Source organism: Microvirga aerophila (genome assembly GCF_003332305.1).
GTDB lineage: Bacteria > Pseudomonadota > Alphaproteobacteria > Rhizobiales > Beijerinckiaceae > Microvirga > Microvirga aerophila.
In genome coordinates this window covers 63,101-88,410 of sequence record NZ_QOIO01000017.1, presented here as the reverse complement: position 1 = coordinate 88,410, position 25,310 = coordinate 63,101, and the positions used below count along the sequence as shown (strand labels likewise).

The window sequence follows — 25,310 nt, the reverse complement described above, 5'->3', positions numbered from 1 at the left end:
GGATGTCCCACGAGCTTTCGGCCGACATCGTCGTGATCGGCTCCGGGATCTGCGGATCCCTGGTGGCGGAGCGTCTCGCCAGGACAGGGGCGTCGGTCCTGATCCTCGAGGCGGGGCCGCGCGTCACCCGCAACCAGCTCGTCCTCTACTACCGCAACGCCCCGCGCAAGGGCGACTGGATGGCGCCCTATCCACCGTCCCGGTGGGCGCCGCACCCGACCTACGAGGCGGACTGGGGCTCCGCCACGGACCAGGACAAGCCCAATGTCGCCCGGCAGGGATCGAACGAGAAAGGCAACGGCTATCTGGTGCAGGCCGGGCCGACCCCCTATCCGGCCGAGTACATCCGCGTCGTCGGTGGCACGACCTGGCACTGGGCGGCGCACATGTGGCGCCTGCTGCCGAACGACTTCCGGATCAAGACGCTGTACGGGGTCGGCAAGGACTGGCCCGTGACCTACGACGAACTCGACCCGTACTACCAGGAGGGCGAAGAACGGACCGGCGTGTCGGGAGCGCCGAACACCGGCTCGCCGCGCACGAAGCCGTTCCCGATGGAGCCGGTGGCCGAGCCGTGGGCCATGCGTCGGTTCCGCGAGCGGCTGGAGCCGGGCGGCTATCCGGTGGTGGCCAACACGACCGCGCGCAACAGCCGGGCCTATGACGGACGGCCCCCGTGCTGCGGCGCCAACAACTGCCAGCCGATCTGTCCGGTGGACGCGCAGTACCATGGTGGCCTTGCCGCTGCGTCAGCGGAGGCGGCCGGCGCGAGGCTCCTGGCCAACGCCGTGGTCTACCGCATCGAGCACGATCCCGCCGGGCGGATCGCCGCGGTGCATTACTTCGATCCGGACCGGACCTCACACCGCGTGACCGGCAAGAGCTTCGTCCTCGCCGCTAACGGCATCGAAAGCCCGAAGCTGCTGCTGATGTCGGTGAGCGACAAGTACCCCACCGGCATCGCCAACGGCTCGGGTATGGTCGGCCGCAACCTCATGGACCATCCGAGCAGCTCGCTGACCTTCGACGCGGAGGACGAGCTGTGGCTGGGACGCGGCCCACAGAGCCCGGCGTCGATCAACACCTTCCGGGACGGGCCGTTCCGCTCCGAATACGCCGCGTTCCGCCTCGACTTCACCAACATCTCGCAGGTGCGCTCGGCCGCCGAGGACCTGATCACCGCCGGCGTCTACGGGCCCGAGTTCGAGAAGCAGTTGCGCTACCGCGCGGCGCACCAGTGCAACGTCAAGAACGTACCCGAGGTCCTGCCGCACCCCGACAACCGGGTGGTGCTGAGCGACCAGAAGGACGAGCTCGGCCTGCCCAAGCCGCAGGTGCACTTTGCCCTCGGCGACTACCTCCACAGGTGCATGGAGGTCGCGAAGCGGGAATACACCCGCATTGCGGAGCTCATGGGCGGCACCAACCTGCGCTTCACGCCCGAGCGCGAGTACGCCAACAACCAGCACATCATGGGCACGGTGAGCATGGGCGACGACCCGAAGGACTCGGTCGTGGACGGCTTCGGCCGCGCGCACGATCACGAGAACCTGTTCATCGCCGGGACGGGGATCATGCCGACCGGCGCCACGGTCAACCCGACCCTGACGGCCCTGGCGCTGGCGTTCCGCACGGCCGACCAGATCGCGAAGACATAGCCGATGACACGCCAGGCTTGATGGAGAGCCGGGATGACAGCCTGCCGCAAGATCAGTTCCCGCCCCACCGTCCTGGCCACACTCGCCGCCACTCTGACGGTCGTCATCACAGGCTTGAGCGGTTCGGTGGGACGTCTGGCCGGGAGCGGGCCGGCGGCAGCTCAAGCCCCCAATGCTCCAGCCCCCAATCAGGAGTTCATGGCCGCCAATGTCTGCATCGGCTGCCATACCCCTGCCAACGGGCCGTTGCTGTCGGGCGTGCAGTTGGGCCGCTGGCTCGGACCGAACATCACGCCCGACCGGGTGAGCGGCATCGGGGTCTGGTCGCGCGACGACGTCGTCCGCTACCTGCGCCACGGCAATGCGCCGGGCCGGGGGCAGGCGGGCGGACCCATGGCGCCCATCGTCGAGGCGCTTCAGGACAAGCCCGATGCTGATCTCTACGCGCTGGTCGACTGGCTCGCGCGCCAGCCCGCCCACCGCGATCCGGCCGATCAGGTTCCAGCGAGCGAGCGGGGCGGGAAGCTGATGGCAGACCCGGCGCTGCTGCGCCCCGGCGTGCCGGGGGATCCCAGCCAGGCTCGATCAGGGCCAGCCCTGTACAACATCGCCTGCGCCAGTTGCCATGGCGCCGACGGTGCCGGATCGCCCAACGGGCTCTTCCCGTCGATGTTCCACAACTCCGCCGTCGGCCGCCGCACCAACCTGGTGGCGGCGCTGCTGGACGGCGTGGAGCGCCACGTCAAGGGCGGCACGGTCTTCATGCAGAGCTTCGACGGCACGAAGGGGGTGGTCGGCGGCCTGTCGGACGGCGAACTGGCCGAACTCGTGAACTTCGTCGTCAGGCAGTTCGGCGATCCCGCCCTGGCCAAGCTCACGCCCGAGGACATTCAGCGCTCGCGGATGGAATGGTCGGGGCAGGGCGAACCCACGGCGGCGCACGGCCAACTCATCGTGGTCGGCGGCGGGCCGGGCGGGGCCGCGGTCACCTGCTTCGGCTGCCACGGTCTCCAGGGGCAGGGTGATGCCGGTTCCGGCTTCCCGCGGCTGTCGGGCCTCGATCCAACCTACTTCGCCAAGCAGATGGCCGACTACGCCTCGGGAGTGCGGCCGAACGGGGCCATGAGTCCCATCGCGCAGCAGCTCAGCGCGACGGACAACCATTCCCTGGCCCTGTACTATGCCGGGCTGCCGCCCCAGTCGCCTGTCGTCCAGTTGAGCGCAACGGACACGCCACTCATTGAAGCAGGCAAGACGGTGTACGACCGCGGCGTGCCGGAGCGCGGCGTGCAGGCCTGCGCCGACTGTCACGGCCCGACGGGCGGCGGCTTCAATCCGGTCTATCCGTCCGTGGTCCAGCCCAGCGCCTACAACGAGGGCCAGATGCGGGATTGGCAGGCAGGCAGGCGCCGCAACGATCCCCACGACCTCATGGGCCGCGTGGCGCGCCGGATGACCGACGAGGACATCCGCGCGGTGTCCGCCTACCTCGCGGGGCTGACGCCATGAGCCATGTCCTGAACCTCGCAAGAATGGCCATCGCCCTAATGCTCCTGCCCATGGCCGGATGCGATCTTGCACCCAAGCCTCTCAACACCAAGCACGTGGACGAAGGCGATCCTACCCGGGGGCTCGCGCTCGTCGCAGGCGGCTCCTATGGCTGCGCCGCCTGCCACGCCATCCCCGATGTCCGCTTCCCGAAGGGCAATGTCGGTCCGCCGCTCGCCGGTATGGCCGGACGAAGCCTGATTGCCGGGCACCTGCCGAACAAGCCGGGCGTGCTCGTCGCCTTTCTCCAGGACCCGCCGGCGCTCGCGCCCCAGACCGGGATGCCGAACGTCGGGCTCACGACCGAGCAGGCGAGGGACATCGCGGCCTATCTCTACACCCTGGAGGCGCCCGATGGGTCGTGACCCGCGACTGATCCTCATCCTGGTGGCGCTGTCGCTGACCGCGTGCGGCGGACCACAGTCCGCCCTTGACCCCGCAGGCCCCTCCGCGGCGTCGCTGCACCGGCTCGGGATCATCATGTATGTCGGGGCGACGCTCGTGACGCTGCTGGTGACGGCGCTCATGCTCGTGCCGTTCCTGCGCCCGCGCGAGCGGTCGGTGAACCGCAACCTCTTCCTTTGGGGCGGCGGCGTCGCGCTGCCCCTGCTGACCCTGACCGCGCTGGTCCCCTACGTGATGACCGTCGGCCACGAGACCCGCGCGGCCACCACGCCGCAGCAGGTCTCCATCGATGTGATCGGCTATGTCTACTGGTGGGACGTGGCGTACCGCCGACCCGACGGATCCCGAGGGGGGGCCGCGGCGAACGAGCTGCACGTTCCGGTCGGCGAGCCGGTCGAGCTGTTCCTGCACGCCGCCGATGTCATCCACAGCTTCTGGGTCCCGAGCCTTGCCGGCAAGACCGACATGATCCCGGGCCGGGTCAACCGCATGGTGCTCCAGGCCGACCGGCCCGGTGTCTACCGCGGCCAGTGCGCCGAGTATTGCGGGCTCCAGCACGCGCTCATGGCCTTCGATGTCATCGCCGTGCCGCGGCCGGAGTTCGACGCCTGGCTGGCTCGGGCATCGCAGCCCACTGGGCAACCTGAGACTCCTGAGTTGCGTCAGGGCCGGGATCTCTTCGTCAGCCTCGGCTGCGGTGCCTGCCATGCCGTGCGCGGACTGTCCGAGGCTCGGCTCGGGCCGGACCTGACGCAGGTCGGATCCCGCCGGACGCTCGGGGCGGGCACCGTGCCGGGCGGCGTCGGCAACATCGCCGGCTGGATCGCCAGTGCCCAGCACCTCAAGCCCGGCAACGCAATGCCGTCATACGACCAGCTCGAGGGGCCGCAACTGCGGGCGCTCGCCGCCTACTTGGAGTCGCTCAAATGACGCTCACGCTGGATTCTCCCGGACCGCAGCCAACGGGTGAGCTTGCGCCACGCGTCGCGCCCGTGCTCTTCCCGCAGTCGAGCGGACGGGACGGCCTCGAGCGTTTGGAGGCCGTCTGGGCGCTGCCGAAGCGGTTCGCCTTCGTCACGGAGGTCAACAACACCCATCTCGGCGTTCTCTACATCGCGACGGGCTTCCTGTTCTTCCTCGGCGCGGGCGTGCTCTCGCTGCTCATGCGCATCCAACTCGCCTATCCCGGCCTCGCGTTCCTGGACGCCGGCACCTACAACCAGTTCTTCACGATGCACGGCACCGTGATGATGTTCCTGTTCGCTGTGCCCATCGTCGAAGCATTCGGGGTCCTGCTGCTGCCGGCCCTGCTCGGCACCCGCGACATGCCGTTCCCGCGGCTCTCCGCCCTCGGCTACTGGTGCTACGCCCTCGGTGGGACGCTCGTCTTCGCCAGCCTGTTCTTCAACATCGCCCCCGACGGCGGCTGGTTCATGTATCCGCCGCTCACCGGACCGAAATACTCACCCGGGATCAACACGGACGTCTGGGTGCTCGGACTCGGCTTCGTGGAGATCGCCGCCGTGGCCGCGGCCGTCGAGCTCGTCGTGGGCATCCTCAAGACCCGCGCACCCGGCATGACCCTGGGCCGGATGCCGATCCTGGCCTGGTACATGCTGGTCACCGCCGGGATGATCATGATCGGCATGCCGGCGGTGATCGCGGCCGACATCCTGCTCGAACTGGAACGGGCCTTCGGCATGCCGTTCTACGACGCCACGAAAGGCGGCGACCCGCTGCTGTGGCAGCACCTGTTCTGGCTCTTCGGCCACCCCGAGGTCTACATCATCTTCCTGCCGGCGGCCGGCATGGTGTCGATGATGCTGCCGACCTTCGCCCGGGCCAAGCTGGTGGGCTACACCTGGCTCGCGCTGGCCGCGATCTCGATCGGGTTCCTGAGCTTCGGGCTCTGGGTGCATCACATGTACGCCACGGGCCTTCCCGTGCTGTCGCTGGCCTTCTTCTCGGCCGCGAGCTCCGCCATCGCGATCCCGATGGGCATCCAGGTCTTCGCCTGGATCGCGACGCTCTGGGACGGCAAGCCGGTGCTGCGGGTGCCGCTGCTGTTCATCCTCGGCTTCCTGTTCATCTTCACGGTCGGCGGCCTGACCGGCGTGATGGTGGCGGCGGTGCCGTATGACTGGCAGGTGCACGACACCTACTTCGTGGTGGCGCATTTCCACTACGTGCTCATCGGCGGCATGGTATTCCCGGTCTTCGCCGCGCTCTACTACTGGACGCCCCTGGTCACCGGCAGGATGCTGTCCGAGCGGCTTGGGCGATGGGCGTTCTGGCTGATGTTCGTCGGCTTCAACGCCGCCTTCTTCCCGATGCACATCACCGGCCTGCGCGGCATGCCGCGGCGCGTCTACACCTTTCCCGACGACGTCGGGTGGAACTGGCTCAACCTGATCTCGTCGGTGTTCTCCTTCGTCTTTGCCGCGGGCGTGCTGGTGTTTCTCATCGATTTCATCCGGCACCGCCGCTCTGGGCCGGAGGCGGGCTACAACCCGTGGGATGCGCCCTCGCTCGAATGGCTGTCGCACGGGGCGGATTACGGCTTCCGCAGCATCATGCCGATCCGCTCGCGCTATCCCGTCTGGGAGCAGGAGGGGCTGAAGGAGGATGAGATCGGAGGCCGCGGTTTCCTCCCCGATGCCCCGACACGGGAGCGCGAGGCGCTGGTCACCGGGCCGATCACCGGCGAGCCGGAGCAGATCATCCGCCTGCCGGGACCCGGCTGGACCGCCTTCCTGGCCGCGGCCGCGACCGCCATCGCCCTTGCGGCCGGAACGCTCAAGATCACGGCCATCGCCTTGGCAGCGGGCGCCGTCGCCGCCGGGGCCTATCTCTACTGGCTCTGGTCGATGGACAGGTTGGCGCCGCGCGGCCTGGCGGATGCCGGCCGGGGCGTGGCCCTGCCTCTCTACACCAACGGCAGCCGGAGCGTCGGCTGGTGGGGGATGGTGGTGCTCCTGATCTCGGATGCGGCGGTCGTCGCCTCGTTCGCCTTCGCCTATCTCTTCCTCTGGACCGCCCGGCCGGGGTCCTGGCCTCCCGACGGCTCGCAGATCCCAGGATTCCTTGCTCCCGTCCTGCTCTCGGCCGCCGTCATCGCCGCGTTCATCCTGTTCGAGACCGCCGACCGGATGAACCAGCGCGAGCGGCGGCGCGATACGACCCTCTGCCTGGGCGCGAGCGCGGTGCTGGCCATCGGCGCCGCGGTGGCGGGATGGTTCTGGCTGCGGGGACTCGGCATCGACCCGACGCGTCACAGCTACGGCGCGGCGGTGTGGACGCTGGTCGGCACCATGGGCCTGCACCTCGTCATGGGCGCGGGCATGGCGCTCTGGTGCACCGTGCGCCTTCACCTCGGCATGATCAACTCCTGGCGCTGCCTGACGCTGCGGATCTGCCTGCTGTGGTGGCGCTTCACCGCGCCGGTGACGGTGCTCGTCCTCCTGATGATCGCGGGGTTCCCCCATGTCATCTCTTGAGCTTGATGATGGTGAGCTTGATGATGAGGTCGAACCGCATTCCAGGACGGGGACGCTGCGCCGGCTGCTCGACCCGGCCTTCGGGCACTTCGTCTGGGCGGTGCACTTCCTGGCAGTCTACGTCGGAGCGGCGGTCGCCTGCGTGCTGGGGCTCGGGGCGGCGGGAGAGGGCACCCGCACGACCTTCCTGGCCGTGCTCGTGGCGTTGACCGTCGTGGCAACCGCCGTTGTCGTCGGTCATGCCGTCTGGCGCCATCGGCAATACCGCGATCTCCCGGACCAGCGCTTCCGGATGGTGCTCACCATCGGCAACAGCGGGATCGCCACCGTCGGCATCGTGTGGCAACTCTTCCCCATCCTGCTGGTGCCCGTATGCGCGTGACCGTGCTCCTTCTCGCCCTGGTGGCGGGGGCATTGCCCGTCCTGGCGCACGGCCCCGATCCGGTGCCGCCCGATGCCTTCTTGCGCGCGTGGAGCTTCGATCCGTGGGTGCTCGGCCTTCTGCTGGCCGCAGCCTGGGGGTATCGGCGCGGCACGCGGCGGCTCTGGGCGCGGGCCGGCCTTTGGCGTGGCATCGGGCGCGCGCACATGGCCGCGTTCGTGCTCGGCCTGGCCGTTCTCGTCATTGCGCTCGTCTCGCCGCTCGATCGGCTCGGCGGCACCCTGCTGTCCGCGCACATGGCGCAGCACGGACTGCTGGTGACCATCGCACCCGTGCTGCTTCTCCTCGGCAAGCCGGGCGTCGCGTTCGCCTGGGCGCTTCCGCCGGGCTGGAGCAGGGGCAGCATCGCGGCCCTCACGTGGCGGCCCCTCGCCAAGGCAGGACTCTGGCTGTCGCGCCCGTTCCCGGCGGCGACGCTGCACGGGCTGGCGCTGTGGATCTGGCATGCGCCGGCGCTGTTCGAGGCGGCGGTGGAGCGGGAATGGCTGCACACGCTGGAGCACGCCACCTTCTTCGGCACGGCGCTCCTGTTCTGGCGGGTGGTCTTGGAGGCGCGCTCGGGGGAACGCATCGGCCTGGCCCTGGCGGCGGCCTTCGCGACGCTGATGCATGGCGGGCTGCTGGGCGGGCTCATCACGATGGCGCGTCGTCCGCTTTATGGCTGGTATGAGGGACTCACGGCACCTTGGGGGCTGACCGCCCTCGACGATCAGCAACTCGCAGGTCTCCTCATGTGGGTGCCCATGGGCCTCGTCTACTTCGGCGCCTGCCTCGGGCTGGCCGCCCGGCTCATCACGCCCATGGATCACCCCTTCCCGCAAGGCGGTCGGGTCGACGGCGCTGCCAAGCCGCTGCGCGGCCTGAGATGACGGTGGTCCGGATCCGGGAAGGCATGGTCCGGGTGCCGGGCGGCACGTTCCTGATGGGCTCCGACGCCTTCTATCCCGAGGAGCGGCCGGCCCACCGCGTCACGGTCGACGGCTTCTGGATGGACGAGCATCCGGTGACCAATGCCGAGTTCGCCCGCTTCATCGATGCCACCGGCTACGTCCCCCTGGCCGAGCGGGCGCCGGATCCCGGGGACTACCCCGGTGTCGACCCGGCGCTGCTGGTCCCGGGTTCGCTCGTGTTCCGACGCCCGCCGCACCGCGTCGACCTCGACGACCCCCGGTCCTGGTGGGCCTATGTGCCGGGTGCGTGCTGGAGACATCCGGAAGAGCCGGGGAGCACACTCGCCGGCCGTGACCGCCATCCCGTGGTGCACGTTGCCCATGAGGATGCCGAGGCCTATGCCGCCTGGGCAGGGAGGACGCTCCCGACCGAGGCGGAGTGGGAGTTCGCCGCCCGCGGCGGGTTGGAGGGTGCCACTTACGTGTGGGGTGACGAGTTTGCGCCGGACGGGCGCATGCTCGCCAATACCTGGCAGGGCGAGTTCCCGTGGCAGAACCTCGCGACCGACGGCTACGAGGGTGCCTCTCCGGTCGGCGCGTTCCCGGCCAATGGTTATGGGCTGTACGACATGGCGGGCAACGTGTGGGAGTGGACGGCCGACTATTTCACACGACACCCCGAAGCGGCTGCCAAGGCGTGCTGCATCCCGCGCAATCCGCGCGTCCTGTCGCCGGAGTCGGGCCATGTCGTGGGCCAGCCCGCCGCCAACATCCCAAGCAAGGTGCTCAAGGGCGGCTCGCACCTGTGCGCGCCCAATTACTGCCTCCGCTACCGGCCGGCGGCGCGGCAACCCCAAACGGTTGAGACTTCGGCCTGTCACATCGGCTTCCGCTGCCTGGTTCGGAATTGACGGATCAGTCGCGGCAGTGCTGGTTTCGGGGGCTTCGTGATACGGAACCGTCATGAGGCAAACGTTGTTCATACGCCATTGCCGGGCGCGCCGGGTCGCGGCCCCGTAAGAGGCTGGCGCCATGGCCGAGCTGCTCCCGAGCCTCCTGGACGTCGCGGTGCTGGTCTTCAGCGTCACCAGCATGCTCGCCGTCGGCCTCAGCTACACCCTTCGGGAGATCATGGACCCGCTGCGCGACTTGCGTGGCGTCCTCCTGACGCATGCCGCGAACTTCGTCCTGGTTCCGCTGCTGGCCTATGCCGTGGCGCGGCTTCTGCCGCTCGACCAGTCGGTACAGGTCGGCTTGATGCTGGTGGCCACGGCGGCCGGTGCCCCGTTCCTGATCAAGCTGACGCAGCTCGCCAAGGGCGACACCGCGTTCGGGGCAGGGGTGCTGGTGCTGCTGCTGGTGGGCACGATCATCTACATGCCCATCGTGGTCCCGTTCGTGGCCCCGGAGGCCACGGTGAGCGCAGCGTCCATTGCCATGCCGCTCATCCTGACCATGCTCCTGCCGCTCGGAGCCGGCTTGTTCATCGATGCCCGCCTCGAGCGATTGGCCGACCGCCTGCGGCCGATCTCGAACAGGGTGTCGAGCATCGCGCTGGTGGCATTGGTGGCGCTGACCTTCCTCGCCAACTTCCGGGCGATCCTGGGCGTCTTCGGCACGGGTGCCATCGCGGCGGCGGTTCTGGTGATCGGCGGCGCCTTCGCCTTGGGCTACCTGCTGGGCGGGGTCGATCCCCGCGAGCGCGAGGTGATCGCGCTCGCCACGGCCCAGCGCAACGTGGCGGCGGCCACGGTGGTCGCGACGCAGAGCTTCGACGATCCGGACGTCCTCGTCATGGTGGTGGTCACGTCGATTGTATCCCTGGCCGCCCTGTTCCCTGGCGCATGGGCGCTGGGCAGGCGTCAGCAGGGGCAGGCGGAAGGAGAGCGCGGGAGCGCGGCCCTGCGGGAGAAATCGCCGCCCGCGTGAGGCGCAGCGAGGAGCAGCATGATGACGACCCAGGACACGACCCAGACCACCGCCTCCGCGGACAGCCCGAAGCCTGCGCGGCCGAACATCCTGGTCCTGTGCATGGACCAGTGGCAGACCCACATGCAGGTGCCGGACTCGGTGCCGTTGCCGGCGATGCGGCGCCTGGAGGCGCAGGGCGTGAGCTTCGACCGGCAGTACTGCACCGTGCCGATGTGCACGCCCTCGCGCGCCACCATGTGGACCGGAGTTCACGCCATCCACACCGGCCTGTGGGACAACACCAACTTCGCCTGGACCGGCGAGCTCACGCACGCGATCCCCACCATCGGGCACATGCTGCGCGACCAGGGCTACCACACCGCCTTCAAGGGCAAGTGGCACCTGTCCGAGGTGCCCCACCGCGAGGACGGGCTGGAGCGTTACGGCTTCTCCGACTACCAGCAATGGGGGGACACGTTCGGCGCCCCGCTGGAGGGCGAGCAACTGGACGGCACCATTGCGTTCGAGACCGTGGACTGGCTGGAACATAGGGCCTCCCAGGTCGACCGGCCCTGGCTGCTGGTGTGCAGCCTGATCAACCCCCATGACGTGATGTTCCTGCAAACTGACCCCTGCCAGCAGCCGGGTCCCGAAGGGCTGGCGGCGGGGGTCCAGACCACGGTGCAGCAGCTCGGCTGGTTCGAGCAGGAGTGGGATGTCGCCCTGCCGGACAACTTCGAGGACGACTACGCCCTCCAGCCGCCGGGCGTGCGGTACTACAAGGAATACGTCGACCTCAACTACGGCCACATCCCGGACGAGCGCCGGGACCTCTGGCGCAAGCACCGCAACTACCTCGTCAACTGCATGCGCCTGGTGGACGCGCAGTTCAACCAGGTGGTCGCAGCCCTCGATAGGCTGGACCTGTGGCGGAACACCGTGGTGATCTTCACCGGCGACCACGGCGAGATGAACGGCGCGCACCGCCTCACGCAGAAGGCCAACATCCCCTTCGAGGAGGCGGCCATCGTCAACCTGACGGTCTGCGCGCCCGGCGGGCCGCAGGGGCGGCGCACGGCGGCGGTCGGCTCGCACCTCGACCTCGCCCCGACGCTGCTGGCCTTCGCCGGCCTCAGCGACGAGGAGATCCAAAGCCGCTACCCGCACCTCAAGGGCCGCAGCCTCAAGGCCGTGATGCTCGATCCCGGGCAGGACGGTCCGCGCGGCAGCGCCCGGGCACCGGGCGACGGTGCCATGGTCTGCTGGGACGCGCTGAACGCCCTCGACACCCAGTGGTCGGTCTCGGGGGCGCTGAAGATGCTGACCAGCCTGGGAAGCGAGCCCTCGAACGAGCAGGACGGGCAGCACGACAGCGCGGCGCTCATGCGGGAGGCGGGGCGGCTGCATGGGGCCCCGGACTTCACCCGGCGGGCCTATTTCCGCGCCGTGTCCGATGGCCGCCACAAGCTCGTGCGCTGGTTCAGCCCGCAGGAATACGCCAACCCCGCGACGCTCGATGAACTCCATGCCTCCGCCGATGTCGCCCTCTACGACCTGGAGAGCGATCCCGGCGAACTGGAGAACCTCGCCCATCCCGACCATCCGCGCCATGACCCGGAGCTCGTGCAGCGCATGCTCGGCAAATTGCACGCGCTGGTGCGGCACGAGATCGGCGACGACCGCTGCCCGTTCGACCTCGACATGTTCGGCACTCGCGAGGTCGTGCATCGCGAGGCCGCGGAGAAGGCAGGGCCAACATGATGCAGTCCATCGTGAATGAGGCTCAGCTCCTTCTCGGACTGGGTCTCGACATTGGGGACGTCAGCTCCGTGCAGATGGCGCTCCGCGCCATTGCCATCTACGCCGTCATGCTGGTTCTGGTGCGGCTGGCAAGCAAGCGCTTCCTGAGCAAGGCCAGCGCCTTCGACGTCATCGTCGCGATCATGCTCGGCTCCATCATGAGCCGGGCGATCAATGGCTCGGCCCCCTTCCTGCCCACGATCATGGCGAGCGCCGCGCTGCTCGCCCTGCATTGGCTCTTCGCGACCCTGGCGGCCCACACCTCGTTCGGAACCCTCGTCAAGGGAGAGCCCCGTCTGCTGATCAAGGACGGCGAGATCCAGGAGGGCGGGCTGCGGGAGGCCAAGCTGTCGGCCAACGACCTGAAGCAGTCCCTCCGGCTTCAGGTCGGTGATCCCGATCCGTCCAGGATCAAGCGTGCGTACATGGAGCGCAACGGAAAGATCAGCATCGTCCCGTTCAAGACCGAGCCCAAGATCCTGGACGTCTCGGTTGAGGACGGCGTCAAAAGCATCCGCATCAAGCTCGAATAGCCTGCCGCCTTCAGGAGACGGGCGAGCGGCCATCATTCGGTAGTGCCAGGAGAGCCCTAGGGAATGGCGGGAGCATCCGTCGAGACCGATGACCCGCCCGAGCAAGGAGCCGAGGTCAACCAGCCGGGGCTGGGCGAATTGCGGGACGCAGTGGCCAACCACCGCTGGCCGAAGCTGCCGGGCTGGGCATCCCTGCGCCGGGATGGGCTCGCCGGGTTGAGCAGCGCGATCAGCAACGTGCCTGACGGGATGGCGAATGGCGTGCTGGTGGGCGTCAATCCCATCTACGGCCTGTACGCCACCATGGCGGGCGCGGCGGCGGGAGGGCTGTTCTCCAGCACCCAGCTCATGATGATCACCACCACCGCCGCGGCCTCGCTATCAGCGAGCGAGGCCCTCGGCGGGCTGGAGGGCGAGGCGCGTGCCGCCGCGCTTGCCGTCATGGTGATCCTGGTCGGGGTCTTCCAGATCGTGTTCGGGCTCCTGAAGTTCGGGAAGCTGATCCGCTTCGTGTCCTATTCGGTCACCATGGGTTTCCTGAGCGGCGTCTCGGTGCTGCTGATCCTCAACCAGCTTCCTGTGGTCACCGGCTATGAGGCGGCCGGCAGCAACCGGATCACGCAGACGGTCAACCTGCTGCTCCACGTTGCGGAGATCAACCTGGTGTCGCTGGCCCTGGCGGTGCTCACTCTGGTGCTGGCCGTGGTGCTGCCGCGCACGCCCTTGAGCAACCTCGGCAGACTGGTGGCCATTGCGGTCCCGTCCGTGATCGTGGCCCTGTTCGACCTCGGTGACGTCGAGGTCGTGAGGGACATCGGCGAGATCCCGAGCGGCATCCCGATGCCGGTGCTGCCTGCGCTGTCCAGCATCACGTTCGATGTGACCACAGGGGCACTCGCGGTGGCCGTGGTCATCCTCGTCCAGGGGGCGGGGGTGAGCCAGAGCGTACCCAATCCGGATGGAGCGCGCCGCAGCACCTCGCGCGACTTCGTCGCCCAGGGCGTGGCCAATGCCGCGACGGGATTTTTCAACGGCCTGCCGGTCGGTGGCTCGCTCAGCGCGACCGCGCTCAACGTGATCTACGGAGCCCAGTCGCGCTGGGCGGTAGTCCTCGCCGGCGTGTGCATGGCGCTGATCGTCATGCTCGTCCCCGGCTTGGTGTCCGCCATCGCGATGCCCGCGCTCGGCGCGCTGCTGGTCCTCGCCGGCACCAGCAGCCTCAAGCCGAGCGAAATCCGCGCTGTCTGGAGCGCCGGCTGGCCGTCCCGGCTCGCCGGGGGCGCCACCTTCCTGGCTGCCTTGTTTCTGTCCGTGCAGGCCGCGGTCGGGATCGGGGTGCTGCTGTCAGCGCTGCTTTACGTGAGCCGGTCCTCGACCGACGTCTCTCTGGTCCGGCTGGTGAAGCGGTCCGACGGCGAGATCGAGGAGCACGATGCTCCCACGCGGCTGCCATCCCATGAAGTGACGGTGATCGATGTCTACGGACACCTGTTCTACGCCGGCGCCAGGACGCTGGAACGGCTGCTGCCACGCCCGCAGGACGCGCAAAGCCCGGTGGTGGTGTTGCGATTGCGCAGCCTCAGCACCGCCGGCGCGACCCTGATGGAGGTGCTGGCCAATTATGCCGACAAGCTGATGGAGGTGAACGGGCGGCTGTACCTCAGCGGCATCAACGAGGATGTGCATGACCAGCTCGTCCGCGCGGGCAAGCTCCACCTCAGCGGGCCCGTGCAGGTTTACGAGGCCACATCCGTTCGGCTGGAGGCAACGCGGAAGGCCGTCGCCGACGCGCGGGCCTGGCTGGTGGACCGCGATCCGGGAGCAGGACCCGACGGTGACGACGATCAGGGCGCGCAGGGGTGATCGCGCCCTTTGCAACCGTTGTCCTTCTTGAGGCCTCAGGGGCGGAACCTCAGGCGTCCCGCGGCAGGGCGGTGTAGACCCGCACGATGAACTGGTGGAACTCCGTCATGTAGTTCGTGAGGAACTCGGCCGTGGATTCATTCGTCACCTCGCCGTCATCGGTGATCAGCCCGGGCGTGAACTGGATGTAGGCTTCCGGTGCGTTCATCTGCGGCGAGTTGCAAAAGCCGAGCACGCTGCGCAGGTGCTGCTGCCCGACTGCCGTGCCGATGGCGCCCGGCGAGGTGCCGATCACCGCCGAAGGCTTGCGCGTGAACGAGTTCTGGCCGTAGGGGCGGCTGGCCCAGTCGATGGCGTTCTTCAGCGCACCCGGGATCGAACGATTGTATTCGGGCGTCACGAACAGCACCGCATCCACCGATGCGATGGCGTCCTTGAATGCTTTCGCCATCGGCGGGTAATCGGCATCGTAGTCGTAGCTGTAGAGCGGCAGGTCCCTGATCGGGATCTCGGTGAACGTGAGGTGCTCCGGGGCCACACGGACCAGCGCCGCGGCCAGCTTGCGGTTGATCGAGTCCTTGGCAAGGCTGCCAATGAGATAGCCGACCTTGAACGTGGTCATGGGACGCTCCTTGGTTCGACGGATCCGGAACGGAACCGACTTGGTTGAGCCCCCATAGCAACCCTTTTCGATGAGGAGGTTGCCCCTTTGTGGGTTGGACCCACTTGGCAGGCGTCCGCCGTTCAGCCGGCCACGAGCGTGACGGACGTGCCCCACGGGTCGCGCAGCGGCAGCCTGGTCTGGCCGAGCTCGGTGGACTGCTCCGGCGACAGGCGGGAACGCACGGTGTCGAGCGTGCCCGCATCGGTGACGATCTCGACATCCGCCAGTCCGGTTGTCGGCCCCGTGCGCACCGGTGCGCCGCTGCTGTTCCAGATGTTGGTCCCGATGTGGTGGTGATAGCCGCCCGACCCGAGGAAGGTCGCGCCGGGGTAGCGGCACACCACCTCAAGCCCGAGCAGGCCGGCGTAGAAGCCCTCGGCCGGCTCCAGCGCCCCGACCTGGAGATGGACATGGCCGATGCAGGAGCCGGAAGGCAGTCCCGACCAGTCGCGGGTCCTGGCGGTCGCCGCGAGGCCATCGAGGTCGAGCGCCAGGGTGGCCATTTCGACCATGCCGTCGCGCCAGGTCCATGTCTCGCTCGGCCGATCCCAATAGACCTCGATGCCGTTGCCCTCCGGGTCGGCAAGATAGATCGCCTCACTGACGAGGTGGTCCGACGCACCCTGGAGGGGAACACCCAGTTCGGCCGCGTGGAGCAGCCACTGCGCCAGGCCCGTCCGGCTCGGCACGAGAAAGGCCGTGTGGAAGAGGCGTGCGGCCCGGGGGCTGGCGACCGGAGCGGCCGGGTCATGGCGCAGCTCCAGCAGCACCGTTTCGCCCACGCCCAAGCGGGCAAGGCCGGGACGACTCTCCACTGGGGTGAGGCCGATCACCTGCTGGTAGAAGCGGCTGACCGCGTCGAGATCGCGCACCGTCAGGGCCACCGTGCCGATCCGCATGGGAGCCCCGGCCGACGTGACGCCGGGGGTAGGGCCACGGGCTTGGGTGGATTGGTTGACGGGACCGCCGGCCGGGGAGGCTCCGGATCCAGTCATGAGCGTTCTCCTCGTGAACATTGTCGTGTCAGGGTCAACGCGCCAGCGCACGTCGGGTGGCATCCGGGGTGCTTGGAACATGTCAGGATCACATGGGTTCAGCCTGCGATGCCTGGAATTCCCTTCGCCTTCAGAACCAGATCGCAAGGTGTCGATCCAACAGCGGAGATCGCGCATGGCCAAGGCTCCCTCCTCACGCAAATCCACCAAGGCAAAGTCCACGAGGACAAAGGACGCCGCTAGGACAAAAGGCGCGGCCAACATCGTGGCGGAGCGCAAGAGCCGCCCCTTGCCCCAGCTCGAAACCCCGACCTTTCTGTCGCCGCAAGCCACCGAGGAAATCGCGGCGGCGCTGACCACGCTTCTCGCCGACAGCCTTGCGCTTTACCTCAAGACGAAGAACTTCCACTGGCACGTCAGCGGGCCGCACTTCCGTGACTATCACCGGATGTTTGACGAACAGGCCGCCGAGGTCTTCGCCATGACCGACCCACTTGCGGAGCGGGCCCGCAAGGTCGGTGGAACCACCCTGCGCTCGATCGGCCACATCGGACGCCTGCAACGGCTTGCCGACAATGACGCCAGTTATGTCGAGCCGACCGACATGCTCGCCGAGCTGCTGGACGACAACAGGCAACTGGCCGCCTTCATGCGGCAGACGCACGACCTGTGCGACGATCATGACGACGTCGCGACCGAGAGCCTGCTCGAGGAGTTCATCGACCAGGCCGAGGAACGCATCTGGTTCCTGTTCGAGGCCAGTCGTGGAGCACGGATCTCTGGACGCTGAGCGTGAGCCCGGCCGGCTGAAGGTTCCTCATCTGCCGGCGCGACTGCTCCGGGAAGAACAGGCCTTCATCGCCCCTTGGCTCCGTGTCCCATGAACCGCATCCTGAATTTCCTCATCCTCCTGCGGCAGAAGCTTTGGGTCGTCCCGATGGTCATGGGCGTCCTGGCGCTGCTCCTCGCCTATGGCCTCGTCGCCGCCGCACCGCTTCTCGCTTCGACGTTTGCCGACCGCGAGTTCCGCTGGCTCTTCGGCGGCGACGCCGCCACCGCCCGGGGCCTTCTCTCGAGCCTGCTGACCGGGCACATGACGATGACGTCGCTCGTCGTGTCGATGACCTTCATCATCCTGCCGCTCGCCGCCAACCAACTTGGGCCGCGGCTGGTCACGACCTTGCTGGCCGACCGGCTGCTTCAGGTGGCGCTCGGGCTGTTCATCGGCACGATCCTCTACCTTCTCGTGGTGCTCGGCAGCCTGGACGAGGCTCGCGGCAGCACGGGGGTGCCGCGGCTTGCGGTGACGGTCGGCGGGGTCCTCACCGTCCTCTGCCTGTTCGCCCTGATGTTCTACGTCGACAAGGTCGCCCGCTGGATCATCGCCGACAACATCGTCGAGCAGGTCTCCGGGGGTCTGCGCAAGAACATCCACGAGATGCTGCCCGAGGGCGCAGGGGATTTGGAGTCCGACCGACGCATGATCGCCGTCGGGAAGAGCGGCTATGTCCAGACGATCGACTACGAAGAGCTCGTCTCCGTCGCCTGCCGGAACCGTGCGGTGTTCCAGGTGAATGTGAGGGCCGGGCACTTCGTCATGAGGAACGGCGAGCATGTCGTCGTCCAGGCGGGCCCGCCCCTCGATGAGGCCGAGGTCGATGCGGTTCGCGCCGCCTTCGTCATCGGGACGGAGCGCAGCCCGGCGCAGGATCTCGAATACCATATCCGCCAGCTCGTCGAGATCGGGCTGCGCGCGCTCTCGACGGGGATCAACGACCCCTTCACCGCCATTGCGGTCATCGGTCATCTGGGCGGGGCCCTGGAGGAGGTCTTCCGGCGCTCGGGTCAGCCGGCGGAACTCCGTGACGGGACCGGCGTGGTGCGGGTCGTCGCCAATCGGTCCGACATCAATGGACTGACGGACGCAGCCTTCGATGCGATCCGGCAGGCCGGACGCGGTATTCCTGCCGTGCTGATCGGCATCGCCGATGTCCTGGGACAACTCGCGCCGGTCGTCTGGACCGCACCGCACCGCGAGGCGGTGTTGCGGCAACTCGGGAAGGTGGAGGAGACCGCCCGCGGGGCAGGCTTCGCGCCGAGCGATGAGGCGGCCATCCTGGAGCGGATCGAGCGGGCGCGGGCCGCGGTCAACCATCGCCCTTGAGGCCGGCCTCGACGATGATGCCGATGCAGCAGGCAGGCGTGCGGAAGGCCTGCGACATTGCAGGCGATGGCGTGCGACCCCTTGTCCCGGCAGCGTACGCATCCTCGCCCTGCAAGGCATCCGATGCAGCCGAAAGTTACGAAGACTTCACATCCCCGTAAGGCCGCCTCCACGCATCACACCCCATCTCTTCCGCATGGCAGATGCCCGATGGGCTGATGGAGAATACAGCAATGACTCACCACGATCCCACCTCGCATGAGGCGCCGCGCGGCGGCCGCCTCCGCACGACCCGAGCCGCCCTCCTGGGTGCGCTGGCGCTGGCGACCGTCGCCGGGACGGTCGGAGCCACCGTTCCGCCGGCCTTGGCGCAGGCGCCGCAAACGGCCGTTGCCGCAGCCTCGACCGTCCCTTCCTTCGCCGACGTCGTCGAGCGGGTGAAGCCCGCCGTCGTGTCCGTGCGTGCCAAGGGCAGCGAGGCCAAGGAGGCGCAGGCCAGCAGCGATCGGCAGGCCGGTCCCAACTTCAACCTCCCCGATTTCAATCTGCCGGGCTTCGATCTCCCCGACGATCATCGCCTCCAGGAGTTCTTCAAGCGCTTCCGCGGCGAGGGAGGCCAGAATGGTGAAGAGCGTCGCTTCGGACGGCCGAGCCCGCAGCAGGGCACCTCACAGGGATCCGGCTTCTTCATCTCGGCCGATGGCTACCTCGTGACCAACAACCACGTGATCGACAAGAGCTCCGAGGTCGATGTGCTCATGGATGACGGCCGCACCTTCCCGGCCAAGATCGTCGGCACCGATCCGAAGACCGATCTCGCCCTGCTCAAGGTCGAGCAAGGTGGACCGTTCAAGTACGTCGAGTTCGCGCCGGAAGCCCCGCGCGTCGGCGACTGGGTCCTTGCCGTTGGCAACCCGTTCGGCCTCGGCGGCACCGTGACGGCGGGCATCGTCTCGGCCAGCGCGCGCGACATCGGCGCCGGCCCTTATGACGACTTCCTCCAGATCGACGCGCCGGTGAACCGCGGCAACTCCGGCGGGCCCACCTTCAACCAGAAGGGCCAGGTCGTGGGCGTGAACATCGCGATCGCCTCGCCGTCCGGCGGCAACGTCGGCATCGCCTTCGCGATCCCCTCCGAGACCGTGCGCAACGTGGTGGACCAGCTCCGGGAGAAGGGCACCGTGGAGCGAGGCTTCGTAGGTGTCCAGATCCAGCCCGTGACCAAGGACATCGCCGCCAGCGTCGGACTCGACAGGAGCGAGGGCGCCATCGTGGCCCGGGTCGAGGAGGGCGGCCCCGCAGCCAAGGCCGGCATCAGGACGGGCGACGTCATCATCTCGGTGAACGGCAAGCCGATGAAGGATGCGCGCGACCTGTCACGGATGGTCGCCTCGCTGGGCGCCGGGTCGACCGCCAACCTGCAAGTCTGGCGTGACGGCAAGAGGCAGGAAGTCCCGGTGACGATCGCCAGGATGTCGGGCACCGCCGCGGCTGCGACGGACCCGAAGCAAGGCACCGAGACGGGTACGCTCGGGCTGAACCTCGCCCCGGCAGGTGGTGGCAAGGCGGGTGTTGCCGTCGTCGGCGTGGAGCCGGACAGCCCGGCAGCCCAGAAGGGCGTCAGCATCGGTGACGTGATCAAGGAGGTCGCGGGCCAATCGGTCCGGACGCCTGCCGATGTAAAGGCTGCGCTTGAGTCCAGCCACAAGGACGGCAGGAAGAGCGTGCTGTTCCTCGTCGAGAGCAAGGGGAACACCCGCTTCGTCGCGGTTCAGGTTCCTGCCGCCTAACGGTCGCTCCCCAACGCGGTTGCAGGCTGCATGTGCAGCCTGCAACCCATTCCGAACCGAAGCCCTGCTCCCTCAAGCAGGACTCCTTGTTTCACGGTGAAGGAGAGATCGTTGATCCACCGACGATCAGGTAGAGGTACCAGCCGATGATCAAATCCAAGAAGGGCAACTTGGTGGCAATGTGGTAGCCCATTGCCTGCCGCCTTGGACCGTCCAGCTTTATGATTTCTTTTTCGTATAGCTGAAGGGTGGCGCCCCCTTGAGTGTCTCTTTCGTCGTGTTGATGAACGCCTTCATCGAGCCGTCCTTCTGGCTGAGCACGATGCTCGACGGTTCGATCAGGACGTAGTGCTCGCCCAACCCCAGAAAACCGCCAGCGCTGACAACGACACCGGTGATCGTCTTTCCGTTTTCGATGACGAGATCCTCTATCTCACCGACGGTTTCGTTCTGGTTGTTGTAGACGTCTGTTCCGACCAGCCTTGAGGACAGGGTATGGGCCGGCTTTATGGTCACGAAACGAACGATCACGGGAGGCGCGGCCTCGCCCATCTGAATGCCCGAGTCCGCGCCCGGCTGCGTCGCCGTCGATGGCTGAGCGGAGGAGCTTGGGGCAGGGGCCGTCTGGGCGGGAGAAGTCGTTGCGGGTGCGCCTTGCGCATATGCAAAGCTGCTGACTGCACAAAGAACAACGGCGCTGACTATCGTGTGCGGTTTCATGGTCATGCTCCGGGGCCGTGCCGGGAGAGCGGCGGGATCGCCGCATTAGAGCCCGTGAGTTGGTCTCCCACGCACACTCGTCAACAAAGCCGGAACAGGCTCTGTTCCAGAACGGATCTGACCGACCGCCAAACATCGGTTCTTACCAACTGAGATGAGCTCATGGCGCGGTCGGCTGTTTCTGCGCTCGCGGCCTTTAAGTGATCCCATTGGCCGCGCCAAGCCTTCGCCCAGCCCCGGCGGTCTGCCGCCATCCTCACAGCCCTTTCCGGCCGTCCTTGCCGGCCCAGCGCTCGCGCAGGAAATGCGCGGCCATCTTCGGCCGGCGGTCGCGGGTGAACACGCCCTTGTGGTTCATCGCGCCCGCCCGCATCGTGCCCTGACCGGTCTTGAAGTCGGCGAAGTTCCAGATGTGCATGCCGACCATGAAGGGCCGCCGGGCCGCAACGTCGAGATAGCGGCGGATGAACTCGACCTGATACTCCTCGGTCCACATCTCGGGCGGCTGGTTGTGGGTGCCGGGCAGGGTGTCGGTACCGAATTCCGTGACGATGACGGGCTTGCCCCAGGTCCTGTGGACCTCATCGAGATCCCGCGCCAAGGCCTGCTGCGCCAGATCGAGCTGGCCTGGCTCGGTGTACCAGCCATAGTAGGCGTTCACGCAAGCAACATCGAAGATCCCGAGCCACTCCATCGTTCCGCCCTGCACCCTGACGAGCGTCACGGGCCGCGTTCCGTCGAGCCGGCGGGCCTCATCATACATCTGGCGGAAGAACCGCGTCCCGGACGCGACGGCTGCCGGCACGGGCGGAGCCGCGCCAAGCGGGGGGCCGCTCATGGGTTCATTGGACACGCACCACATGATCGTGCTCGGATGGTTCTTGTCCCGCGCAATCAGCTCGCGCAACTGTTTCTGGCACTGTGCGAGGTGCTGCGCCGTCAGCTCCTCCGGATTCTCGAAGTTGAGGCCAACGGCGGGGATCTCGTTGATCACCAGAAAGCCCATCCGGTCGGCGAGCTGCATCGCCTCCTCGGCGTAAGGGTAGTGCGACGCCCGATACGAGTTGGCGCCAACCCACTTCAGCAGCTCGTAGTCCCGGATCCACATCGGCAGGTTGAGGGCGCGCCCGCTGAGCGGAAAGTCCTCATGCTTGCCGAACCCCGTGAGCTTGATCGGCTGCCCGTTGAGCAGGAGCTGGTCGCCGCGCACCGCCACCGTGCGGATGCCGATGTCGAGGCTGTAGGCATCGGTGACGCGCTGGCCCTCGGTCAGGGTGACCGTCAGCGGGTAGAGGTGCGGGTCCTGCGGGCTCCAGAGCCGGGCGGAAGGCACGCGCAGGGTGGCCTCGGCAACGCCGGAGCGGAATTGCAGGTCGGCCTCGATGGCATCGAGCCGCACCTTGCCGGTACCCGCGTACCCGCCGGCCGCAGCCACCTTGACGGTGACGACACCATCGCTGCCGTCGATGGCCGGGACGGTGGTGATGTCGTCGATGTGCGCCGCCGCCGGAACCGAGTAGAGCCACACCTGCCGGTGCAGGCCCGCATAGGGGAAGAAGTCGTAGGTGGTGGCCGGGTACCAGCCTGCGACGCCGGCCACACCACCCCCGCCGGGTCCGGGTCCCGGCGGCACGCGCTCCACCAATTGCTTGTTCTCGACCGCGATGGCGATCACCGTCTCCCGGTCCCAGGCCAACTGTCTCGTGACCTCGGCCGCGAACGGCAGGTGGCCGCCTTGATGCTCAGTCACGAGGGTGCCGTTGACCCAGACCCTGGCGGCGTAGTTGGCCGAGCCGACGCGGAGGAACACGCGCTGGCCCTGCCAGCCTGAGGGCACCCACACCCGGTGCAGGTACCAGGCAAGATCCAGGTAGTTCTTGGCATCGTCGAACAGGTCGTTCCAACTGCATGGCACCGGGATCTGGCGCGGAGCCGGCAGGGCGCTGAACCAGCCCTGCGCCTGGCCCTCCTCACGGGGATCGAGCTGGAACTCCCACAAGCCGGAGAGGTCCATTACGTTCCGGAGCCGGTTCTGCTGCGGGTAGAGCAGGCCACTGGGTTCGCCCTGCGGCGTCGGTTGGGGAGGGGGCGTGCCGGGTTGCGTTTGGGCAGCAGCGTGACCACCGACGAGCGATGCAGCTCCCGCGATGGTGGAGGCGAGCAGGAGATCGCGCCGGTTCACTGCCGCCGCCTGTGCCGCCGTTTGTCCTGGATCGCCGATCTGCGTGGACGGATGCTTCATGTCACACTCCTCAAGCGGGGTTGCTCGACAGGCAATGTAGGTTTGTACTCAGGGAAACATGACGGGTGGCGCGGAAGCCTGCGCTCGACAACCATTCCCTCGGGGATTCGACCCTGTCTATACCCCGTAATTTATTTTACTTTGCCGCCTCCCGGCCGGCGGGCCGGAAGGTCACGACCCGGTAGAGATACCAGCCGACGATCAGCACCACGACGACGGTCGACACCGGGTTGAGGTAGTCGGCCACGCGCTCGTACTGGCTCTGGAGCAGATACCCGGCACCGGCGAGCAGCGCAGTCCAGAGGCTGGTGCCGAGGACGGACCATGCCAGAAACTGTGGGAGCGGCATGCCGGCGATGCCGGCCGGCACCGAGATCAGTGTCCGCACGGTCGGGATGACGCGGCCGAAGAAAACGGCCTTGGCCCCGTGCCGACGAAACCAGTCGTCGGCACGGTCGACATCATCGGGCGCAAGGGTCAGCCAGCGGCCATGCCGCGCTGCCAGATGCTTCAGGCGCTCCGAGCCGAGCCGTCGCCCGACGTAGTACCAGAAGGCGGCTCCGAGGAGGGATCCGACCGTGCCGGCGAGGATCACGAGGACGAGGCTGAGCTGGCCGCGCGCGGCCGTGAAGCCCGCCAGCGGCATGATGATCTCTGATGGGATCGGCGGGACGATGTTCTCGGCCAGCATGAGCAGGCAGACGCCGACATAGCCGCTCCGCACCACGAAGCCCGTGATCCAGTCGAACATTGGATTGGCTCCTGACCGCAACAATGCCATCGGGATGGAGCGATCCGTGACAATCCCGGATGCCCCGTGAGGTTCCGCCCGGCAGGCCGATGATCGCAGCGGCATCAGCGGTTTAGTGCGAAGGCAATTTCGATCAGTGCGCGGTTTGGCGCGGAACCTGTCCCATGCGCGGGTTGTTCATGGCTTGAGCTGGAGGGCGTCCGTTCAGGACAGGTTGCCCATTCTGGCCCGGAGGGCAACGTGGCCAGGCGCATCCTCCTCATCGCCGTGATCGGCTTGGCCCTCGCCGCGGGTTTGTACTTCTTCGTGCTCCGCACCGAGGAGCCGACCGCGCCCCAGACCGCATCTGAGCCTGCACGCCCTCCGCCCGAGGTTGGCATCATCGTGGCCCGGCCGGCCGAGGTGCCGTACCCGGAGGAATTCGCCGGCCGCATCGCCGGCTTCCGCGATGTCGAGGTGCGCCCTCGGGTCGGCGGCCTTCTGCTCAAGCGGGAATACGAGGAAGGGTCACGCGTCACGCAGGGGCAGGTCCTGTTCCGCATCGACCCGGCCACCTACCAGGTCGCCCTGGACCGGGCGCAGGCGCAGTTGCAACAGGCGCAGGCGACGCTGCGCCAGGCCGAGGAGAACTTCAACCGCACCGAGGAGCTTTTTCGCCGTGGTGTCTCGACCGACGTGCTGCTCGACGAAGCCCGCGCCCAGCGCGACCAGGCCCGTGCTGGCGTCAGCCTCGCTCAAGCGGAGCTTGAGGGAGCCAGGCTTAATCTGGACTACACCACGGTGGCGGCGCCCGCCAGCGGCGTCACGGCGCTGCAATCACCCCCGATCGGCTCGCTCATCCTGGCGCAGCAGACGCTCCTCACCATCATCAGCCAGCTCGATCCGGCCTATGTGGACTTCTCCTTCACCATCGGGCAGGTCCAAGGCTTCCGGGCACTCAACACGCAACGCGAGAAGCCGATCACTGCGAACGATCTGAGCGTCGAGCTGCTCCATGCACAGGAAACGGTTTATCCCCAGCGCGGCAGGATTGACACCGCCGCCCAGCGGGTTGATCCACAGACCGGCACGGTCCAGGCGCGGGCCATCTTCCCGAACCCGGAGGGCATCCTCCTGCCGGGCCAGTTCGTCCGGGTGCGCATCCTCGGCAACACGCTCCCGAACGCCATCGTCATCCCGCGCCAGGCGGTGAGCCAGGGCCCCCAAGGCCCCTCGGTCTACGTCCTCGGCGGGAACGATGTCGCCCAGGTCCGTCCGATCCGCCTCGGCCCCGAGGTCGCGGCGGGATGGGTGGTGCCGGAGGGATTGAGCGGCGGCGAACGCATCATCGTCGACGGCGTGATCCGCGTCCGCCCGGGACAGCCCGTGAGGCCGGCGCCGGTCTCCGTCGGACCACAGCCTGCCCAGGCCTCGAAACCACCCGGCTGAGCGCCGGCA

At 67.8% G+C, this 25,310-nt stretch carries 21 protein-coding genes; 16 read left to right on the top strand and 5 right to left on the bottom strand.

All coding sequences use genetic code 11. The annotated features are described in order from the left end of the window. The first annotated feature begins 2 nt into the window (after positions 1-2). The 12 genes from DRB19_RS11565 (at position 3) to DRB19_RS11510 (ending at position 14,547) form a co-directional block, all read left to right on the top strand. Positions 3-1,658, top strand: coding sequence for a GMC family oxidoreductase (locus DRB19_RS11565; protein ID WP_114186187.1), 1,656 nt, complete (start codon positions 3-5; stop codon positions 1,656-1,658). A 33-nt stretch (positions 1,659-1,691) separates the two neighbouring features. Beyond that, positions 1,692-3,167: a c-type cytochrome gene (locus tag DRB19_RS11560; RefSeq protein ID WP_114186186.1), complete on the top strand. Its 1,476-nt coding sequence runs from the start codon at positions 1,692-1,694 to the stop codon at positions 3,165-3,167. Next, on the top strand, positions 3,164-3,571 hold the full coding sequence (locus DRB19_RS11555; protein WP_114186185.1) for a c-type cytochrome: 408 nt from the start codon (positions 3,164-3,166) through the stop codon (positions 3,569-3,571). Before DRB19_RS11560 ends, DRB19_RS11555 begins: the two co-directional genes overlap by 4 nt. Beyond that, entirely contained in the window at positions 3,561-4,541 is a 981-nt protein-coding gene (gene coxB, locus DRB19_RS11550; protein WP_114186184.1) for a cytochrome c oxidase subunit II, read from the top strand. The genes DRB19_RS11555 and coxB overlap by 11 nt, the downstream gene beginning before the upstream one ends. Further along, the gene (gene ctaD, locus DRB19_RS11545; protein WP_114186183.1) at positions 4,538-7,108 is read left to right on the top strand and encodes a cytochrome c oxidase subunit I; all 2,571 of its coding nucleotides are present in this window, start codon (positions 4,538-4,540) and stop codon (positions 7,106-7,108) included. Before coxB ends, ctaD begins: the two co-directional genes overlap by 4 nt. Beyond that, entirely contained in the window at positions 7,095-7,490 is a 396-nt protein-coding gene (locus tag DRB19_RS11540) for a hypothetical protein (RefSeq protein WP_114186182.1), read from the top strand. Before ctaD ends, DRB19_RS11540 begins: the two co-directional genes overlap by 14 nt. Further along, a complete protein-coding gene (locus DRB19_RS11535) occupies positions 7,481-8,419 on the top strand; it encodes a cytochrome c oxidase assembly protein (protein WP_114186181.1) in 939 nt (312 codons plus the stop codon). The genes DRB19_RS11540 and DRB19_RS11535 overlap by 10 nt, the downstream gene beginning before the upstream one ends. Beyond that, the gene (locus DRB19_RS11530) at positions 8,416-9,351 is read left to right on the top strand and encodes a formylglycine-generating enzyme family protein (RefSeq protein ID WP_245439439.1); all 936 of its coding nucleotides are present in this window, start codon (positions 8,416-8,418) and stop codon (positions 9,349-9,351) included. The genes DRB19_RS11535 and DRB19_RS11530 overlap by 4 nt, the downstream gene beginning before the upstream one ends. Before the next feature lie 121 nt (positions 9,352-9,472). Then, entirely contained in the window at positions 9,473-10,369 is an 897-nt protein-coding gene (locus tag DRB19_RS11525) for a bile acid:sodium symporter family protein (RefSeq protein ID WP_114186180.1), read from the top strand. 18 nt (positions 10,370-10,387) lie between these two features. Continuing rightward, positions 10,388-12,112, top strand: a complete 1,725-nt coding sequence (locus tag DRB19_RS11520) for a sulfatase-like hydrolase/transferase (RefSeq protein WP_210207466.1) — start codon at positions 10,388-10,390, stop codon at positions 12,110-12,112. After that, the gene (locus DRB19_RS11515) at positions 12,109-12,684 is read left to right on the top strand and encodes a DUF421 domain-containing protein (RefSeq protein WP_114186178.1); all 576 of its coding nucleotides are present in this window, start codon (positions 12,109-12,111) and stop codon (positions 12,682-12,684) included. The genes DRB19_RS11520 and DRB19_RS11515 overlap by 4 nt, the downstream gene beginning before the upstream one ends. A gap of 63 nt (positions 12,685-12,747) precedes the next feature. Further along, a complete protein-coding gene (locus DRB19_RS11510) occupies positions 12,748-14,547 on the top strand; it encodes a SulP family inorganic anion transporter (protein WP_114186177.1) in 1,800 nt (599 codons plus the stop codon). A gap of 49 nt (positions 14,548-14,596) precedes the next feature. On the opposite strand, the gene DRB19_RS11505 is transcribed toward DRB19_RS11510, so the two are convergent. Next, a complete protein-coding gene (locus DRB19_RS11505; RefSeq protein ID WP_114186176.1) occupies positions 14,597-15,169 on the bottom strand; it encodes an NADPH-dependent FMN reductase in 573 nt (190 codons plus the stop codon). A gap of 122 nt (positions 15,170-15,291) precedes the next feature. Continuing rightward, positions 15,292-16,206: a VOC family protein gene (locus DRB19_RS11500; RefSeq protein WP_114186175.1), complete on the bottom strand. Its 915-nt coding sequence runs from the start codon at positions 16,204-16,206 to the stop codon at positions 15,292-15,294. A gap of 175 nt (positions 16,207-16,381) precedes the next feature. Here DRB19_RS11500 and DRB19_RS11495 point away from each other — a divergent pair, with 175 nt between their 5' ends. The 3 genes from DRB19_RS11495 (at position 16,382) to DRB19_RS11485 (ending at position 20,160) form a co-directional block, all read left to right on the top strand. After that, the gene (locus DRB19_RS11495) at positions 16,382-16,996 is read left to right on the top strand and encodes a Dps family protein (protein WP_114186174.1); all 615 of its coding nucleotides are present in this window, start codon (positions 16,382-16,384) and stop codon (positions 16,994-16,996) included. A gap of 90 nt (positions 16,997-17,086) precedes the next feature. Continuing rightward, complete coding sequence (locus tag DRB19_RS11490; RefSeq protein WP_114186173.1) at positions 17,087-18,370, top strand: DUF2254 domain-containing protein; 1,284 nt, start codon at positions 17,087-17,089, stop codon at positions 18,368-18,370. Between the two features lie 233 nt (positions 18,371-18,603). After that, positions 18,604-20,160, top strand: a complete 1,557-nt coding sequence (locus DRB19_RS11485) for a Do family serine endopeptidase (protein WP_114186172.1) — start codon at positions 18,604-18,606, stop codon at positions 20,158-20,160. A gap of 219 nt (positions 20,161-20,379) precedes the next feature. On the opposite strand, the gene DRB19_RS11480 is transcribed toward DRB19_RS11485, so the two are convergent. The 3 genes from DRB19_RS11480 to DRB19_RS11470 all read right to left on the bottom strand — a co-directional run bounded on the left by DRB19_RS11480 (position 20,380) and on the right by DRB19_RS11470 (position 23,873). Next, positions 20,380-20,880: a PRC-barrel domain-containing protein gene (locus DRB19_RS11480; RefSeq protein ID WP_245439437.1), complete on the bottom strand. Its 501-nt coding sequence runs from the start codon at positions 20,878-20,880 to the stop codon at positions 20,380-20,382. Positions 20,881-21,136: 256 nt separating this feature from the next. After that, on the bottom strand, positions 21,137-23,122 hold the full coding sequence (gene uidA, locus DRB19_RS11475) for a beta-glucuronidase (protein ID WP_114186170.1): 1,986 nt from the start codon (positions 23,120-23,122) through the stop codon (positions 21,137-21,139). A 136-nt stretch (positions 23,123-23,258) separates the two neighbouring features. Then, complete coding sequence (locus tag DRB19_RS11470) at positions 23,259-23,873, bottom strand: DedA family protein (RefSeq protein WP_114186169.1); 615 nt, start codon at positions 23,871-23,873, stop codon at positions 23,259-23,261. Between the two features lie 240 nt (positions 23,874-24,113). Here DRB19_RS11470 and DRB19_RS11465 point away from each other — a divergent pair, with 240 nt between their 5' ends. Continuing rightward, positions 24,114-25,301, top strand: coding sequence for an efflux RND transporter periplasmic adaptor subunit (locus tag DRB19_RS11465; RefSeq protein ID WP_114186168.1), 1,188 nt, complete (start codon positions 24,114-24,116; stop codon positions 25,299-25,301). The last annotated feature ends 9 nt before the right edge of the window (positions 25,302-25,310 follow it).

Excerpts from the sequence above, each read along its gene's own strand:
- DRB19_RS11565 (WP_114186187.1), top strand. The coding sequence starts at position 3 with ATGTCCCACGAGCTTTCGGCCGACATCGTCGTGATCGGCTCCGGGATC.
- DRB19_RS11560 (WP_114186186.1), top strand. The coding sequence starts at position 1,692 with ATGACAGCCTGCCGCAAGATCAGTTCCCGCCCCACCGTCCTGGCCACA.
- DRB19_RS11555 (WP_114186185.1), top strand. The coding sequence starts at position 3,164 with ATGAGCCATGTCCTGAACCTCGCAAGAATGGCCATCGCCCTAATGCTC.
- coxB (WP_114186184.1), top strand. The coding sequence starts at position 3,561 with ATGGGTCGTGACCCGCGACTGATCCTCATCCTGGTGGCGCTGTCGCTG.
- ctaD (WP_114186183.1), top strand. The coding sequence starts at position 4,538 with ATGACGCTCACGCTGGATTCTCCCGGACCGCAGCCAACGGGTGAGCTT.
- DRB19_RS11540 (WP_114186182.1), top strand. The coding sequence starts at position 7,095 with ATGTCATCTCTTGAGCTTGATGATGGTGAGCTTGATGATGAGGTCGAA.
- DRB19_RS11535 (WP_114186181.1), top strand. The coding sequence starts at position 7,481 with ATGCGCGTGACCGTGCTCCTTCTCGCCCTGGTGGCGGGGGCATTGCCC.
- DRB19_RS11530 (WP_245439439.1), top strand. The coding sequence starts at position 8,416 with ATGACGGTGGTCCGGATCCGGGAAGGCATGGTCCGGGTGCCGGGCGGC.
- DRB19_RS11525 (WP_114186180.1), top strand. The coding sequence starts at position 9,473 with ATGGCCGAGCTGCTCCCGAGCCTCCTGGACGTCGCGGTGCTGGTCTTC.
- DRB19_RS11520 (WP_210207466.1), top strand. The coding sequence starts at position 10,388 with ATGATGACGACCCAGGACACGACCCAGACCACCGCCTCCGCGGACAGC.
- DRB19_RS11515 (WP_114186178.1), top strand. The coding sequence starts at position 12,109 with ATGATGCAGTCCATCGTGAATGAGGCTCAGCTCCTTCTCGGACTGGGT.
- DRB19_RS11510 (WP_114186177.1), top strand. The coding sequence starts at position 12,748 with ATGGCGGGAGCATCCGTCGAGACCGATGACCCGCCCGAGCAAGGAGCC.
- DRB19_RS11505 (WP_114186176.1), bottom strand. The coding sequence starts at position 15,169 with ATGACCACGTTCAAGGTCGGCTATCTCATTGGCAGCCTTGCCAAGGAC.
- DRB19_RS11500 (WP_114186175.1), bottom strand. The coding sequence starts at position 16,206 with ATGACTGGATCCGGAGCCTCCCCGGCCGGCGGTCCCGTCAACCAATCC.
- DRB19_RS11495 (WP_114186174.1), top strand. The coding sequence starts at position 16,382 with ATGGCCAAGGCTCCCTCCTCACGCAAATCCACCAAGGCAAAGTCCACG.
- DRB19_RS11490 (WP_114186173.1), top strand. The coding sequence starts at position 17,087 with ATGAACCGCATCCTGAATTTCCTCATCCTCCTGCGGCAGAAGCTTTGG.
- DRB19_RS11485 (WP_114186172.1), top strand. The coding sequence starts at position 18,604 with ATGACTCACCACGATCCCACCTCGCATGAGGCGCCGCGCGGCGGCCGC.
- DRB19_RS11480 (WP_245439437.1), bottom strand. The coding sequence starts at position 20,880 with ATGAAACCGCACACGATAGTCAGCGCCGTTGTTCTTTGTGCAGTCAGC.
- uidA (WP_114186170.1), bottom strand. The coding sequence starts at position 23,122 with ATGAAGCATCCGTCCACGCAGATCGGCGATCCAGGACAAACGGCGGCA.
- DRB19_RS11470 (WP_114186169.1), bottom strand. The coding sequence starts at position 23,873 with ATGTTCGACTGGATCACGGGCTTCGTGGTGCGGAGCGGCTATGTCGGC.